This is a genomic window from Agrococcus jejuensis (genome assembly GCF_007679035.1).
GTDB classification, from domain to species: Bacteria; Actinomycetota; Actinomycetes; order Actinomycetales; family Microbacteriaceae; genus Agrococcus; species Agrococcus jejuensis_A.
Window position 1 is genome coordinate 305,527 of record NZ_VEFR01000003.1, and the last position, 16,349, is coordinate 321,875.

10 protein-coding genes, 1 tRNA gene and 1 other RNA gene are annotated in these 16,349 nt (G+C 72.7%); 6 read left to right on the top strand and 6 right to left on the bottom strand.

Annotated elements, in window-relative coordinates; genetic code table 11:
- Positions 1–170: 170 nt before the first annotated feature.
- Positions 171–2,021, top strand: coding sequence for a helicase HerA-like domain-containing protein (locus FS793_RS11955; protein ID WP_144720726.1), 1,851 nt, complete (start codon positions 171–173; stop codon positions 2,019–2,021).
- A 65-nt stretch (positions 2,022–2,086) separates the two neighbouring features.
- Here FS793_RS11955 and FS793_RS11960 read toward each other — a convergent pair.
- Positions 2,087–2,171 (bottom strand) — tRNA-Ser (locus tag FS793_RS11960).
- Between the two features lie 104 nt (positions 2,172–2,275).
- A complete protein-coding gene (locus tag FS793_RS11965; RefSeq protein ID WP_186329484.1) occupies positions 2,276–6,181 on the bottom strand; it encodes a cell wall-binding repeat-containing protein in 3,906 nt (1,301 codons plus the stop codon).
- 272 nt (positions 6,182–6,453) lie between these two features.
- Between FS793_RS11965 and pta the strand changes: the two genes are divergently transcribed.
- Genes pta through FS793_RS16270 form a run of 3 tightly spaced genes read left to right on the top strand, consistent with a single transcriptional unit; the run spans position 6,454 to position 9,920 of the window.
- The gene (pta, locus tag FS793_RS11970; protein WP_144720728.1) at positions 6,454–8,553 is read left to right on the top strand and encodes a phosphate acetyltransferase; all 2,100 of its coding nucleotides are present in this window, start codon (positions 6,454–6,456) and stop codon (positions 8,551–8,553) included.
- Positions 8,550–9,737 carry an acetate/propionate family kinase gene (locus tag FS793_RS11975; protein ID WP_144720729.1) on the top strand — a complete coding sequence of 396 codons (1,188 nt, stop codon included), beginning with the start codon at positions 8,550–8,552 and terminating at the stop codon, positions 9,735–9,737. Before pta ends, FS793_RS11975 begins: the two co-directional genes overlap by 4 nt.
- A gap of 9 nt (positions 9,738–9,746) precedes the next feature.
- A complete protein-coding gene (locus FS793_RS16270; protein WP_186329485.1) occupies positions 9,747–9,920 on the top strand; it encodes a hypothetical protein in 174 nt (57 codons plus the stop codon).
- 13 nt (positions 9,921–9,933) lie between these two features.
- Here FS793_RS16270 and FS793_RS11980 read toward each other — a convergent pair whose 3' ends face one another.
- The 3 genes from FS793_RS11980 to FS793_RS11990 all read right to left on the bottom strand — a co-directional run bounded on the left by FS793_RS11980 (position 9,934) and on the right by FS793_RS11990 (position 11,786).
- Positions 9,934–10,668, bottom strand: a complete 735-nt coding sequence (locus tag FS793_RS11980; RefSeq protein ID WP_144720730.1) for a class I SAM-dependent methyltransferase — start codon at positions 10,666–10,668, stop codon at positions 9,934–9,936.
- A gap of 81 nt (positions 10,669–10,749) precedes the next feature.
- Positions 10,750–10,846: signal recognition particle sRNA small type (ffs, locus tag FS793_RS11985), an RNA gene on the bottom strand.
- A 31-nt stretch (positions 10,847–10,877) separates the two neighbouring features.
- Positions 10,878–11,786, bottom strand: a complete 909-nt coding sequence (locus FS793_RS11990; protein WP_144720731.1) for an aldo/keto reductase — start codon at positions 11,784–11,786, stop codon at positions 10,878–10,880.
- A 120-nt stretch (positions 11,787–11,906) separates the two neighbouring features.
- On the opposite strand from FS793_RS11990, the gene FS793_RS11995 reads away from it, so the two are divergent.
- Positions 11,907–14,240: a DNA polymerase III subunit gamma and tau gene (locus tag FS793_RS11995; RefSeq protein WP_144720732.1), complete on the top strand. Its 2,334-nt coding sequence runs from the start codon at positions 11,907–11,909 to the stop codon at positions 14,238–14,240.
- Complete coding sequence (recR, locus tag FS793_RS12000; RefSeq protein ID WP_144720733.1) at positions 14,240–14,839, top strand: recombination mediator RecR; 600 nt, start codon at positions 14,240–14,242, stop codon at positions 14,837–14,839. Before FS793_RS11995 ends, recR begins: the two co-directional genes overlap by 1 nt.
- A 12-nt stretch (positions 14,840–14,851) precedes the next feature.
- On the opposite strand, the gene FS793_RS12005 is transcribed toward recR, so the two are convergent.
- Complete coding sequence (locus tag FS793_RS12005) at positions 14,852–16,219, bottom strand: APC family permease (RefSeq protein WP_144720820.1); 1,368 nt, start codon at positions 16,217–16,219, stop codon at positions 14,852–14,854.
- Between the last annotated feature and the right edge of the window lie 130 nt (positions 16,220–16,349).

The window sequence follows — 16,349 nt, forward strand, 5'->3', positions numbered from 1 at the left end:
GGCGATCGGTCGTTCGACCGTCGAACAGTGAAATCCTCTACCGGTGGGGGACAAGTCGAACGGCGTTCGACTCCCGCGCGGATGCCGCCTGCGACGCACCGTCGCTGCATGCGAGGCCGGTGCTCCTCGACCCCGTGCGCGCAAGGCCTCGCACGGGACAGGATGGAGGCATGAGCGACGAGCTGGAGGCCGCACGCGCGGCCCTCGAAGAGGCGAGGCGGGCCCAGGCAGCGGCCGAGGAGCGGTTGCGGGCCATGGAGGCCGCGAGCGCGCCGGCACCGGACGACGGCGCGGCGTCCGTCCCCGCGACCTCCGAGGACCCTGCATCCCCCGACGAGCATGCCGAGCCGCCTGCGAGCGCACCCTCGTCCGACGTCGCGCAGTCGACGGAGGCACTCGAGGAATCTTCGACCGCGCAGGAGGCCGGTCGCCCGCCGGCGCCCGAAGGGCCCCTCGGCGCGGCCGCCGTCGACGCGATCCGCGCCGGCTACGCCTTCGACGGCGCTGCGCTCGAGCTCGGTGCGCTCGTGAACGGCGACGCCGACCCGTCGACGCCCATCCGCATCCCCCTCGGCATGCTCAACCGGCACGGGCTCGTCGCGGGAGCGACGGGCACGGGCAAGACGAAGACGCTGCAGGTGCTCGTCGAGCAGCTGTCGGCCGCCGGCGTGCCCGTGTTCGCCGCCGACATCAAGGGCGACCTCTCGGGCATCGCGACGCCGGGCGCCTCGAGTCCCAAGCTGCTCGAGCGCACCGCGGGCATCGGCCAGGACTGGCAGCCGCTCGCCGCGCCCGTCGAGTACTTCTCGCTCGGCGGCGAGGGCATCGGCGTGCCCATCCGAGCCACCGTCACGGGCTTCGGGCCGACGATGCTCGCGAAGGTGCTCGGCCTCAACGACACGCAGGAGTCGAGCCTCGGCATCCTCTTCGCCTACGCCGACAGGCAGGGACTGCCGCTGCTCGACCTCAAGGACCTGCGCGAGCTGCTGCTGTGGCTCACGGGCGACGAGGGCAAGGCCGAGCTGCGCGAGCTGGGCGGCATCTCGCCGCAGACCGCCGGCGTCATCCTGCGCGAGCTCACGGCCTTCGCCGAGCAGGGCGCCGAGCGCTTCTTCGGCGAGCCCGAGATCGACGTCGCCGAGCTGCTGCGCACCGCGCCCGACGGCCGCGGCCTCGTGAGCCTGCTCGAGGTGCCCGGCGTCGCCGACCAGCCGCAGCTGTTCTCCACCTTCCTCATGTGGCTGCTCGCCGAGCTCTTCGAGACGCTGCCCGAGGTGGGCGACCCCGAGAAGCCGCGGCTCGTGTTCTTCTTCGACGAGGCGCACCTGCTGTTCAAGGACGCGTCGAAGGAGTTCCTCTCGTCGATCACGCAGACCGTGCGGCTCATCCGCTCGAAGGGCGTCGGCATCGTCTTCGTCACGCAGACGCCCAAGGACGTGCCGAGCGACGTGCTCGCCCAGCTGGGCTCGCGCGTGCAGCACCAGCTGCGTGCGCACACGCCCGACGACGAGAAGGCGCTGCGATCGACGGTGCGCACCTACCCGAAGAGCGACTACGACCTGCAGGAGGTGCTCACGAGCCTCGGCACCGGCGAGGCCGTCGTCACGGTCATGGACGAGCGGGGCGTGCCGACGCCCGTCGCGTGGACGCGGCTGCGCGCCCCGCAGGGGTCGATGGATCCCACGCCCGAGGCTCGGATGCAGGCGACGGTCGCGGCGTCGCCGCTGCAGGCGCGCTACGGCGAGGCCGTCGACCGCGAGTCGGCCTACGAGATCCTCGCGAAGCGTCTCGAGCAGACGCAGGCCGTCGCAGCGAAGGCCGAGGCGGATGCCGCAGCCGCCAAGGCGGCGAAGGAGCACGAGGCCGAGGCGCGCAGGCTCGAGCAGCAGGCGTCGCGCAACCGGACGGCGTCGGAGCGGGCCGCGAAGGACAATCCCGTGGTGCAGGCGATCCGCTCGCGCACGGGGCAGACGATCATCCGCGAGATCGTGCGGGGGATCTTCGGCACCCGCAGGCGCTGAGCGCACGGCGCCCCGAACGCAGTCGATGCGCGGCACCCGAGGGTGCCGCGCATCGCGTCGTGCTGCGGAGGATGGGGGATTCGAACCCCCGAGGGCTTGCACCCAACACGCTTTCCAAGCGTGCGCCATAGGCCACTAGGCGAATCCTCCAGCTGGCCGCGAAGGCCAACCCGACAAGTCTAGCCCGACGTCGCACGTGCGAACGCCGAAGGGGCGGGATCTCGCGATCCCGCCCCTTCGGCGTGCGTCTGCGGCTAGCCGCAGACGGTGTACGACTCGACGCCGGCACCCAGGGCGGCGGGGCCACCCATGAGGTAGACGTCGGGCTGCCCGAGTCGCAGGCTCTCGCTGATGATCTCCGAGTTCACGCAGTTCGTCTGGACGACGTACAGCGGGGACTCGTCGGCACCGGCGAGGGCCGAGGCGGCCAGGGCATCGGGGAAGTTGAGACCGCTCGCGATGTACATCGACGACACCGGAGGTCCGAAGATCGCCTGGTTGATGTACACGCCCGTGAGGAATCGGTCGGATCCAGCCAGACGCTGCGGGCTGCGCACGTCGTTGATGAGATCCGCGTAGATCCCGTTCGACACGGCAGCGTCGCCACCGGCCACGAGGGTCCGCGTCGTGCCGAGCGCGTCGAGCGTCGCCGACGTCGCCGCATCGAGGTCGGTCGCGAGACCGTCGACGAGCAGCACCGGCGCACCGATCGCGCCGCCCGCGGCACCTGCCGTGAGGGCGTCGGGGAAGGAGCGGCCGGTGGCGATGAACGCCGTGCCCGCACCCTCGCCGAACGCGTACTCGGCGATGAGGCGCGAGGTCTCGTAGCGATCGGCGCCCGCGATGCGGTCGACCGTGTCGGCGAGGTCGCCCATGGCCGACTCGACGCCCGCCGAGATGGCGCTCGTGCCACCGACGATCACGATGCGGCTCGGGGAGAGCCGCTCGATCTCGTCGAGCACGACGCCGGGCGACGTGGCCGGGTCGGTGAGCAGCAGCGGACCGCCCTGGACCGCTGCAGCGGGGCCGGCCGCGAGGCCGTCGGGGTAGTTCACGCCGCTCGCGACGTAGACCACGTCCGCACCCTCGGGGTAGCCGAGCTGCGAGGCCGCGACCGCGGTCTCGTAGCGGTTCTCGCCGGCGATGCGCTCCGGCGCGGGGATGCTCGCCTCGCCCGTCGTCACGTGGACGAACGTGCGGGACTCGCCCGAGTAGGTCACCGCGCCGACGAACTCGCCGTCGAGCGGAAGCCCTCGCCACGAAGCCGTGTATGTCGAGGGCTGCGCGATCGTGCCCGAGATGCTGGTCGGGTCGGTCGTGAAGGAGCCGAGGCCCGGCTCCGACGTCACCGCTGCCTGCCGCACCACGTAGTCGGTCGTCGCCTCGTTCGAGGAGTAGACCGACACGATCGTCGCCCAGGTGCCCGGCGTCGGGTCCTCGACGAGGAGCGTCTCCGATGCGGCCTCGGTGCCCGCGACGTGCTGCTCGACGATCTGGCCGTTCACGAGGCGCACGGCGTAGAGGTCGAGGTCGGAGTCGGGGTCGAGGCTGTCGAGCGCGAAGTAGCGCGCCGTCTCACCCTCGGCGACCGTGAAGGTCGACGACGGCAGACGCTGGCCCGTCGCACCGGTGCCCGAGTCGAACTCCTCGACCGGGAACAGGCCCTGCGGGGTGAGCGGGATCGAGCCCGTGATGCCGGAGGTCAGCGACACGGGCGTGGCGCCGGCCGTGCCGGTGCCCTCGACCCACTGCGGTGCGTCGGCGATCACCGGGTACACGGCGATCGGCGACCGCGCGGTGTGCTCGGCGCTCGTCCACGTGAGCGAACCCTGCGTCCACGACTCGAGCGTCGCGCCGGCGTCGACCGTGAAGGTCACGGTGTAGCTGCCGGTGGCGCCGGGTCCGGCGAACGAGAGCGTCGACGGCTCGACGACGGCGGTGACGCCCTCGGGCGCATCCACCGACACCTCGTACGACCCCGCCTCGAGGGCCGTCAGCGTCCTCGTGACCGTCTGCGTGCCCGCGAGCGCGCCGATGCCGATCGAGGGGATGTTGAGGTCGCTCGGGTCGATCGGCGCACCCACCCACGTGTCGGGCAGCTGGTAGCCGATGCCCCGCAGGTAGCCGTGCCAGTCGGTGAGGCCGTTGGCGTAGTAGACGCCGGCATCGAGGAAGTCGGCCGTGTTGACGAAGCCGGCGCCCTGCGCGAACCAGTCCTGGTTCGGCGTGCCGTCGGCGTTCACCGTGTCGGTCGCGGTCGTCATGAGCGCGGACTTGACCTCGGCGGGCGTCGCCGTCGGGTGCGCGCCCAGGTAGACGGCCGCGAGGCCGGCGACGTGGGGTGCAGCCATCGACGTGCCGCTGAGGAAGATGTAGCTCGGCTCGCCACCTGCCGCGTTGGGACCGGCGGCGATGATGCCGGTGCCGGGTGCGGCGATGTCGGGCTTGATGACGTCGTTGCCGTCGGCCTCGACCGGACCGCGCGACGACGATGCCGCGACGATGGGCGCGGGCGTCTCGAACGGCGACGAGTTGCCCGCCGTGAACGAGACCGTCTGCTGCGGGTCGGCCTGCGCCACCGCGAGGACCTGCGCGTAGTAGGCCGCGTCGATGTGCACCGTCGGCACCGCGTGGTCGTCGAGGTCGATCGAGTTCGGCGTCGGGTTGCCGAGGATCATGCCTGCGCCACCGGCGGCCTCGACCACGACCGACTTCTCGGCGCGCGCGTTGCTGCCGCGGTCGCAGAAGACGATCGTGCCCTCTGCGACGGGAGCGAGCGAGTTCGGCAGGCAGAGCGCCGCGTCGGCCGCGGATGCGCCCTCCGCGGGGATGTCGCCGGCGTACACGAGCGGACCGCTGAAGGGCTCGGCGCCCTCGGACATGTCGACGGTGATCGACGCACCGGGGATGAGCGAGCCGTCGGGCAGCTCGATGGTCGCCTCGTAGTTGGGGATCGTCGTGTTGGCGACGGTCGTGTACCAGGGCGATGCGTGGTCGAGCGTCGTGGGGTTGGGGCCCGAGTTGCCCGCCGAGGCGGAGACGAAGATGCCTGCTGCCGCGGCGCCGAGGAAGGCGACGTCGTACGGAGCGAGCACGGAGTCGGCTGCGCCGCCGCCGATCGAGAAGTTGATCACGTCGACGCGGTCGGTGACCGCGGCCTCGATGCCTGCGAGCAGGTCGGTGCCGTAGCAGGCGTCGTCATCGGTCGAGGCCGGGTCCTCGCCCGACCAGCAGACCTTGTACGCCGCGATGCGCGCCTCGGGAGCGACGCCCGACATCGTGCCGATGTCCTGGCCGCCCTCGGTCGTCACGGGCACGTCGTGGTTGCCCGCGGCCGTCGAGGCCGTGTGCGAGCCGTGGCCGTCGCCGTCGCGCGGCGAGAGGTACTCGCCGGGGACCTGCTCCTCCGTGCCGAACTCGAAGCCGTCGGCCATCGCGCCGGCCGCGAAGAACTGCGCGCCGACGATCTTCGTCGAGCACATGTCGGTCGTGAACTGCGGTCCGGTCTCGCACGTGCCGGTGAACGTCTCTCCGTCGCCCTTGACGAAGAGGATCCGCGACGCGGCGTCGCTCGGCGTGCCGGACCAGTAGGGCTCGGCGCCGGCGGTCGTGCCGAGCGCCTCGCCCGCGAAGAGCGGGTTCTCAGGAGCGATGCCCGTGTCGAGCACGCCGACCACCACGCCAGCGCCTGCACCCTCGACGCCGCCGACCTGGTTCCACATGCCCTCGACGTCGAGGTACTCGTTGGCCGGGGAGCCGTCGATCTGCAGCACCTCGTCGGGGGTGACGGCCGCGACGCGCGGGTCGAGCGACAGGTCGATCGCCTGGTCGACGGTCAGGTCGGCGACGAAGCCGTTGATGGAGAGCGTCAGGCTCGTCTCGACGTCGGCGCCGACGGAGTCCGCGACCTCCTGCTGCTCCGTCTCGAGGTAGTCGCTGTACGCGACGACCGCGGGGTCGGTGGCGTCGAGGGAGTCGGAGCCCGACGGCGAGGTGCGCTGGAGGTTGGGCAGCCCGCCCGTGTAGAGGGCGGCGCTGTCGTCGACGAGCTGGACGACGTAGCGTCCGTCGACGAAGCCGCTGAGGTCGACGGCGGGGCTGCTTGGTGCGGCGTTGGCGACCGTCGTGCTCACGACGACGCCGCCGAGACCGATGGTCACGGCGGCGAGCGAGGCGAGGCAACGACGGAGCGCGGCACGACGTGGCGTGGTGGTGCTCACAGGAGGATGTCCTTCGTCACAGGTTCCCCACTCGATCGGGCGGGGCATTGAGCGCCAACCTAGGCCGCTCCTGACGCACGCATCGGCAAGCGTTACCGAAGCGTGACCAGACGCGGACGCGATACGGCGTGTCGTGAGTCTTGCTCACGAAAATGGGCGGTCGCACGCCGCAACGGGTCGCTCGCCGCCGACCGCGTCCCTAGGCTGGAGCGGTGACCTCACGGATGATGATCGCCTCTCCCGAGGGGCACGCGGGCAAGTCGATCGTGGCCCTCGGACTCGTCGACGCCCTCTCCCGCCGCGTCGGACGGGTCGGGGTCTTCCGACCCGTCTCCCGCTCGACCACCGAGCGCGACGCCGTGCTCGAGCTGCTGCTCGACCACGACGCCGTGCACCTCTCGTACGAGGACGCGATCGGCACGACCTACGAGGCCGTGCATGACGACCCGGAGGCGGCGCTCTCGACGATCGTCACGCGCTTCCACCTGCTCGAGGACCGCTTCGACGCCATCGTCGTCGTCGGCTCCGACTACACCGACGTCGGCAGCCCCACCGAGCTCGGCTTCAACGCGCGCGTCGCCGCGAACCTCGGCGCCCCCGTGGTGCTGGTGCTGGGCGGCCGCGATCCCGAGACGGGCGAGGCCCGCACGGTCGAGGCGCTCGGTCAGCTCGGCGAGCTCACGCTGCCCGAGCTCCGCGCCGGCCACGCGCGGCTCGCCGCCCTCGTCGTCAACCGCAGCGACGTCGCGGCGGAGGAGGTCGAGGCCGTCGTGCGCACCGCGGGCCTCGAGGTGCCCGTGTGGGCCATCCCCGAGGACCCCATCCTCGGCGCCCCGACCGTGCAGCAGCTCTTCGACGCCACCGACGCCGCGATCGTCGGCGGGGATGCCGCGCTCACGCAGCGCGAGTCGCTCGGCACCGTCGTCGCCGGCATGTCGATGGAGCACGTGCTCGACCGGCTCATCGACGGCGGCATCGTCGTCGTGCCCGGCGACCGCTCCGACGTCGTCGTCGCGACGCTGCTCGCGCAGCGCTCCGAGTCGTTCCCGACCGTCGCGGGCATCATCCTCAACGGCGGCTTCGACCTCGCGCCCTCGGTGCAGCGCCTCATCGACGGCCTCGACCTGTCGATGCCCATCGCCCGCTCGCCGCACGGCACCTACGAGACCGCGCGCCGCATCGCCGGCACGCGCGGCGCGATCTCGACCGGAACGCAGCGCAAGCGCGACACGGCGCTCGCCCTCTTCGAGCAGCACGTCGAGGTCGACGCGCTGCTCGACCTGCTCGAGCTGCAGGACTCGACGGTCGTGACGCCGCTCATGTTCGAGCAGGGCCTCATCGAGCGCGCCCGCGCCGACGTGCGCCACATCGTGCTGCCGGAGGGCGACGACGACCGCATCCTGCAGGCGGCCTCGACGATCCTGCAGCGCGGCGTCGCCAGGCTCACGATCCTCGGCGACGAGGGCGCGGTGCGCGCCCGCGCCGCCGAGCTCGGCCTCTCGCTCGGCGATGCGCGCATCGTCGCCACGACCGACCATGCGCTGCGCACGCGCTACGCCGAGGCCTACGCGGCTGCGCGCTCGCACAAGGGCGTGACGTTCGAGGATGCGTGGGAGCGCGTGACCGACGTGTCGTACTTCGGCACGATGATGGTGCACCTCGGCGACGCCGACGGCATGGTCTCGGGTGCAGCGCACACCACGGCGCACACCATCCGCCCGTCGTTCGAGGTCGTGAAGACGAAGCCGGGCGTCTCGGTCGTGTCGTCGGTGTTCCTCATGGCGCTCGCGGACCGCGTGCTCGTCTACGGCGACTGCGCCGTCGTGCCCGAGCCGACCGACGCCGAGCTCGCCGACATCGCCATCTCGTCGTCGCAGACGGCGCGCGACTTCGGCATCGAGCCGCGCGTCGCGATGCTGTCGTACTCGACGGGGGAGTCGGGGTCAGGCGCCGAGGTCGACAAGGTGCGCGCCGCGACGGCGCTCGTGCGCGAGCGCGCGCCCGAGCTGCTCGTCGAGGGACCCATCCAGTACGACGCCGCCGCCGACCCCGTCGTCGCGGCGAAGAAGATGCCCGGCAGCGAGGTCGCCGGGCGCGCGACCGTCTTCGTCTTCCCCGACCTCAACACGGGCAACAACACCTACAAGGCCGTGCAGCGGTCGGCGGGCGCGCTCGCGATCGGCCCCGTGCTGCAGGGCCTCAACAAGCCGGTCAACGACCTCTCCAGGGGAGCCCTCGTGCAGGACATCGTCAACACGGTCGCCATCACGGCGATCCAGGCGCAGGGCCAGCTCGCCGGCGGTGCCGCATGAGCAGCGTCTTCGTCGTCAACGCGGGCTCCTCGAGCCTCAAGTACCAGCTCGTCGACCTCGCGTCGGGCTCGGCGATCGCCTCGGGCCTCGTCGAGCGGATCGGCGAGGCCCGCTCGAGCGCTCGCCACGTCGTGGGGGATGCGCGGCACGATGCCGAGCTGCACGTCGGCGATCACGAGCAGGCGTTCCGCTGGGTGCTGTCGGCGTTCGCCGAGCACGGCCCCGTGCTCGACGACGCGGGCATCGTCGCGGTGGGGCATCGCGTGGTGCAGGGCGGCGCGCGCTTCGACGGCGCCGTCGTGATCGACGACGACGTCGTCGCGCAGATCGACGACCTCTCGCCGCTCGCGCCGCTGCACAACCCCGCGAACCTCCTCGGCATCCGCGCCGCGCGCGTCGCCTTCCCGACGCTGCCGCACGTCGCGGTCTTCGACACGGCCTTCCACCGCACCCTGCCTCGCGCGGCGTGGCGCTACGCGATCGACCGCGCCGTCGCCGACGAGCACCGCGTGCGCAAGTACGGCTTCCACGGCACCAGCCACCAGTTCGTCTCGCGCCGCACGGCCGAGCTGCTCGGCCGCCCGCTCGAGGACACCCGCACGATCGTGCTGCATCTCGGCAACGGCGCCTCGGCATGCGCGGTCGACGGCGGGCGCTCCGTCGAGACCTCGATGGGCATGACGCCGCTCGCGGGCCTCGTCATGGGCACGCGCTCGGGCGACCTCGACGCGGGCGTGCTCGTGCACCTGCATCGCGTCGCGGGCCTCGGCGTCGACGAGCTCGACGCGCTGCTCAACAAGCGCTCGGGCCTGCTGGGGCTCACGGGGTCCGGCGACATGCGCGACGTGCAGCGCGCCGCCGAGGCGGGGGTCGACCACGCCGTCGAGGCGCTCGAGGTGCTCGCGCACCGCCTGCGCTCGACCGTCGGCGCGTACCTGGCCGTGCTCGGCGGGGCGCACGCGATCGCGTTCACGGCAGGCGTCGGCGAGAACGTCGCCCAGGTGCGCGCCGCTGCGCTCGCAGGGCTCGAGGAGCTCGGCATCCGCATCGACCCCGAGCGCAACGCATCCGGCGCGCGCGAGCGGATGATCTCGACCGACGACTCGCGCGTGCAGGTGTGGATCGTGCCGACCGACGAGGAGCTCGAGATCGCGACGCAGTCGGCCGCCGTCGTCGGCGTCTAGCCTGGATCCATGCGCACCGTCTGGACCGTCCTCGGCGTCGTCGTCGGCGTCGTCATCGCCTGGGTCCTCGTCGACGTGGCGCTGCGCGTGCTCGCATTCGGCTTCCGACTCGCGCTCGTCGCCGGCGTCGCGGTGATCGTGTTCCTCGTGCTGAGGATGCTGCTGCGCAAGCCCGCCGAGTAGCGTCGCGCCCGGCTCAGACGGCGTCGGCGAGCACGACCCACTCCCGTCCGGGCCTGTCCGGGGCGTCGCGCACCTCGCGGACCGCGAAGCCGGCCTCCTCGAGGGCGCGCGCGATCGCCGAGAGCGGTCGGAACCGCAGCGTCGTCGTCGACTCGTAGCGTGCGCCGTCGGCGCGGAAGACCGTGGGCGACTCGAACGTCACGAGCTCGCCGTCGACGCTCGTCACGTCGACCCAGTCCTCGACCTCGCCGACGCCGGGCACGTCGACGACCTGGTGCGTCGCATCCTTCGTCCATCCCTCCCAGGCACGCGCGTGCGGCCGTCGCGCCTCGAGCACGAGCGCGCCGCCGTCGCGCAGCCGGGCGCGGATCGCGCGCAGCGTCGCGAGCCACGCGTCGTCGTCGACGAAGACCTGCGCGACGTTCGCGGTCATGGTGGCGACGTCGACCTGCATCGCCGGAGCGTCGGGGGCCGTGCCCACGATCCACGTCACGGCCTCGGCGCCGGGCTTGCCGCGAGCGACGTCGACGGAGGCCGCCGCCGGGTCGACCCCGGTCGCGCGCACGCCACGACGCGCCAGGCGGATGGCGAGCTCGCCGGTGCCGCATCCCACGTCGAGCGCGCTCGTCGCCCCCAGCTCGTCGACCACGATGCGCTCGTAGACGTCGAGGTCGCTGCGGTCGGGATCGAGGGGGTCGGAGACGGCGGCGAGGCGCGGCTCGGCGTAGATCGGGTCGGCGTCGGTCATGCCGACCAGCGTCCCGCACGGGACCGCGCTGCGCGAGCCGGCGCCGCGTCCGAGCAGCGTCGCCGATCGGGTCCGACAGACGACGAAGACTCCCCGCGCACCCGCCAGAGCCCGGTTACCCTTGCTGCGTCTCCGCCCTGGGGGAGTTGGCCTGGATGGCGCCACGCGGGGAGCCGTCGTCCATGGTACCGGCTCTCGGCCGGCCTCGGCTACGCCGAGAGGCGCGCGAGCTCGTCGGCCGTGAGCTCGACGTCGGCGGACGCGAGCAGGTCCGCGAGCTGCTCGGGCGTGCGCGCGCTCGCGAGCGGCGCGGCGACGAACGGCTGCTGGCGCAGCCACGCGAGCGACACGGCTGCGACGGTCGTGCCGTGCGCGGCGGCGACGTCGTCGAGCACGTCGAGCAGCGCGACGTTCGCGGGCTCCTCGAGGTACCGGCCGGCCATGCCCGCGCGCTGCGAGTCGACCTCGACGCCCGGGCGGTACTTGCCGGTCAGGAAGCCGGATGCGAGGGACACGTAGGGGGCCTCGACGATCCCGAGCTCGCCGAGCGCGGGCAGCAGCTCGCCCTCGATCTCGCGGAAGACGAGGTTGTAGCGGTCCTGGCTCGTCGTCGGGCGAGCGAGGCCTCCCGCCTCCGCGGCCGTGACGAGCGATCGGAGCCGCGCGGCCTCGAAGTTCGACACCCCCATCTCGTGCACCTTGCCTGCGCGCACGAGCTCGTCGAAGACGCCCGCGACCTCGTCCTGCGGCACCTCGGGATCGTCGCGGTGCGCGTAGTAGAGGTCGATGCGATCCGTCTGCAGGCGGCGCAGCGAGTCGTCGATCGCGGCACGCACGTTCGCGGGCGAGAGGCCAGGGCGCTCGGGGTGCGAGAAGACCTTCGTCGCGATCACGACGCGATCGCGCACGCCGCGCGACGCGATCCACTCGCCGAGGATCGTCTCGGACTCGCCACCGGCGTTGCCCTCGACCCATGCCGAGTAGACGTCGGCGGTGTCGATGGAGCGTCCGCCTGCGGCGAGGAAGGCGTCGAGCACCGCGAAGGACTCGTCGCGATCGCTCGTCCAGCCGAACGCGTTGCCGCCGAGGATGAGGGGTCCGTGGTCGAGAGAGGTCATGCCCTGGCCAACGCGGCGGGGCGCCTGCGATTCCCCCGCGCGGACGCCGAGCGCGGCTCGGGCGCGTCGCCCGCACGCATCCGGTCACGCGCGTGGGTGGCCGCCGGTAGCCTGGCCTGCATGGTCGCTGCGCTGTACCGCCGGTATCGGCCGGAGACGTTCGCCGAGCTCATCGGGCAGGCGCACGTCACCGATCCCCTCAGCGCCGCGATCCGCGGCGATCGCGTCGGACACGCGTACCTGTTCTCGGGTCCGCGAGGCTGCGGCAAGACGACGAGCGCGCGCATCCTCGCCCGCTGCCTCAACTGCGCCGAGGGCCCCACCCCCACGCCGTGCGGCACGTGCGACTCGTGCGTCGAGCTGAGCCGCGACGGCGGCGGATCGCTCGACGTCGTCGAGATCGACGCCGCGAGCCACAACGGCGTCGACGACGCGCGCGACCTGCGCGAGCGCGCCGCCTTCGCGCCGGCACGCGACCGCTTCAAGATCTTCATCCTCGACGAGGCGCACATGGTGACCTCGCAGGGCTTCAACGCCTTGCTGAAGATCGTCGAGGAGCCGCCCGAGCACGTGAAGTTCATCTTCGCGACGACCGAGCCCGACAAGGTCATCGGCACGATCCGCTCGCGCACGCACCACTACCCGTTCCGCCTCATCCCGCCCGCGCCGATGCTCGAGTACGTCTCGCAGCTCACCGAGCGCGAGGGCGTGCAGACCGAGGCGGGCGTGCTGCCGCTCGTGATCCGCGCAGGCGGCGGCTCGGCGCGCGACACCCTCTCGATCCTCGACCAGCTCATCGCCGGCTCCGAGACCCCCACCGTCGCGTACGAGCAGGCCGTCGCGCTGCTCGGGTTCACGCACGCGGAGCTGCTCGACGACGCCGTGGACGCGCTGGGTGCGCGCGACGCGTCGGCGATGTTCTCGAGCGTCGACCGCGTCATCCAGTCGGGCCAGGATCCGCGCCGCTTCGTCGAGGACCTGCTGGAGCGCCTGCGCGACCTCATCGTCGTGCGCGCGGCGCACGACCCCGCTGCGCTGCTGCACGGCGTGCCGCAGGAGGACCTCGACGCCATGCTCCGCCAGGTGCGCGCGTTCGGCCCCGTCGAGCTCTCGCGCGCCGCCGACGTCGTCGCGAAGGCGCTCACCGACATGACGGGTGCCACGAGCCCCAAGGTGCACCTCGAGCTCATGGCCGCGCGCCTGCTCGTGCCGGCCGCCGGAGACCAGGAGCTCGGCACCCTCGCGCGCGTCGAGCGGCTCGAGCGCCGCATCGGCGTCGCCGGGGCGACGGCGGACGCGGCCCCCGCCGCTTCGGCGCCGGTCGCTGCTCCCGCCGCCGCGGCCCCTGCCGCTGCCGTGCCCCCTGCCGCTGCGGCTGCGCCGACCCCGGCTCCTGCCGCCGCGCCCGCGACCCCTGCGCCCGAGGCTGCCGCCGCGGCCGCCGAGCCCACGGCACCCGCGGCGGCAGCAGCCGTCGCCGTCGGCGCGGTGTCCGTCGAGCAGCTGCGCGACGCGTGGGACGAGGTGCTCGCGCACCTCGGCGATGCGAGCAGGCCCGCGTGGCTCGTCGTCTCGCAGGCCGAGGTGACGGGCCTGACCGACGACGTGCTGCGTCTGCGGTTCCGCAACCAGGGCGACTTCGAGGCCTTCCCCGCCAAGCCCGGCGGCGCGACGAGCCCCGCCGAGCACCTGCGCGCGTCGATCGAGCACGTGCTCGGGCTCACGGTGAAGTACGTGCGCGAGCCGCTCGACGTGCCAGAGGGCGGCCGTGCGCGCGCTCGCGCGGCGCAGCCGACGCCGAGCGACGACGCCGACGCGGAGCCCGCGTCTCGGCCCGAGCCAGCCACCGCGCCGCCTGTACCGACGCCGACGGCCTCCGCCCCTGCTCCGGCGGCTCCTGCGCAGGCGGTGCCTGCGCAGTCGGCAGCGCCGACGGTCGCCCCGGCACGCCCTGCGTCGGCGTCCGCCCCGGCGCAGTCCGCACCCGCGCAGACCGCACCCGCGCAGCGTCCGCAGCCCGCCCGCCAGCCGGCCGCCGCGCAGCCCGCCACCGGCGGCTGGGCCGTGGCCGCGATCCCGAGCGCCGAGCCGCAGGCCGAGGAGCGGCCCGACGCCGTCGTCACGCCCATCCGCCAGTCGCCCACCTCGGCGCCGCCCGTCGCGCCGTCGAGCTTCACGGCGCCCGTGCGACCGGCCTCGGCACCCGCATCCGACGACGTGCCCGACGGCGAGGCCCCAGACGACCCGTGGGGTCCCGACGAGCAGGTCGTCGACCATGCGGCGGCTGCGGCTGCCGTCGAGGCGACCGCCGCCGCGATCCAGGCCGAGGCCCCGGTCGACGCGCGCCGCGCGGCGATGGACGACGCCCGCTACGGCGAGGCGGTCGTGCGCGAGGAGCTCGGCGCCGAGTTCCTCGAGGAGATCGCCCTCGACGGGCGCGAGGAGGTGCGCTGATGTACGACGGCATCGTGCAGGAGCTCATCGACGAGCTGGGCAGGCTGCCCGGCGTCGGCCCGAAGTCGGCCCAGCGCATCGCGTTCCACATCATCCAGACCGAGTCGTTCGACGTCTCGCGCCTGTCCCGCGTGCTCGCCGAGGTGCGCGACAGGGTGCGCTTCTGCGAGATCTGCGGCAACGTGGGCGAGCAGGAGCGGTGCATCATCTGCCGCGATCCCCGCCGCGTCCCCACGACGATCTGCGTCGTCGAGGAGCCCAAGGACGTCGTCGCGATCGAGCGCACGCGCGAGTTCCGCGGGCTCTACCACGTGCTCGGCGGCGCCCTGAATCCCATGCAGGGCATCGGGCCCGATCAGCTGCGCATCTCGCAGCTGCTGCGTCGGCTGCAGGACGGCACGGTGCAGGAGATCATCATCGCCACCGACCCGAACGTCGAGGGCGAGGCGACGGCGACGTACCTCATCCGCACGCTCGCGCCCCTCGGCATCACGGTCTCGCGCCTCGCGAGCGGGCTGCCCGTGGGCGGCGACCTCGAGTTCGCCGACGAGATGACCCTCGGCCGTGCGTTCGAGGGGCGCCGTCAGGTCACGTCCTGACGACGACGCGACTCAGTCCTCGCGGTCGCGGGCTGCGCGGCCCGGCGTGCCGTCGTCGAGGTGGGTCGTGCGGGGACCAGGCACGGTGTCGACGAATCCGGTGACGTCCTGGCCCTCGTCGAACGACGCCGCCTTGCGGCGGAAGCCGCGGGTGATGACGGCGAGGTAGACGACGCCGAGGCCGGTCCAGATGAGCCCGCCGACGAGCGCGTGCCCGTCGAGGTTCACCCACAGCAGGCCCGTGAGCAGCATGCCGATCGCCGGCATGACGATGTAGTGGAACACGTCGCGCGGCGTGCGACGGCGGCCCTTGCGGATCGCGAACCAGGCGATGACCGAGACGTTCACGAACGTGAAGGCCACGAGCGCGCCGTAGTTGATGTACGCGGCGATCTGCTCGAGCGTGAACGCGATCGCGAGCAGGCTCACGAGGCCCGTGAGCACGACGGCGAAGAGCGGCGTGCGGGTGCGGGGGTGCACGAAGCCGAAGAACGGCCGCGGCAGCACGTTGTTGCGGCCCATGACGAGCAGCATGCGCGAGACGGATGCGTGCGACGCGAGCCACGAGGCGAGCGTCGCGGCGAAGCCCGCGGCGGTCAGCACGGCCTGCAGCACGGGTCCGCCGACCTGCACGCCGATCTCGGGCAGCGTCGAGTCCTCGATCGCCGCCTGCGGGAAGACCGACGAGTCGGGGAATCGCAGCTGCGTGACGTACGAGGCGATGAGGAAGATCGCGCCACCCGCGACGACCGTGAGCACGATGGCGCGCGGCATGATCTTCGGCGTCTTGGCCTCCTCCGCGTACATCGTGACGGCGTCGAAGCCGATGAACGAGAAGCACACGATCGTGGCGCCGGCGAGCACGGCGCCGAAGGCGACGCCGTCGTGGCCGAACGGCGCGATCGACACGACGGTGCCGGCGCCCGCGCCGCCCGCGAGCTGCGCGACGACCATGACGACGAAGACCGACATCACGACGATCGAGAACACGAGCAGGATCATGTTGACGTTCGACGTGCCGCGCATCGTGAGCGCGATGACGCCCGTCACGAGCGCCGTGAAGACGACGACCCAGATCCAGCCGGGGATGGCGGGGAACAGCGCCTCGAGGTAGCTGCGCAGGATGAGCGCGTTCACCATCGGCAGCAGCATGTAGTCGATGAGCGCCGTCCAGCCGACGACGAAGCCGACGTTCGGATGGATCGACTCCCGCGCGTACGTGTACGCGGAGCCGGCGCTGGGGATGGCGCCCACCATCTTCCCGTAGCTGATGGCCGTGAAGACCATGACGACGAGGGCGACGGCGTAGGCCGCGGGCACGACGTTCGCGGTGCCCTCGGCGACGAGGCCGAAGGTGTCGAAGACGACCGTCGGGGTCATGTACCCGAGGCCGAGGCCGACGATCGCGATGAGGCCGAGCGAGCGAGCGAGGGTCGCCTGGCCTGCCGGTGCTGCGGATGCGGTGGTCACGGATGGCCTCCTCGGTGCGGTGGAGCGCGGGCGCCGATCC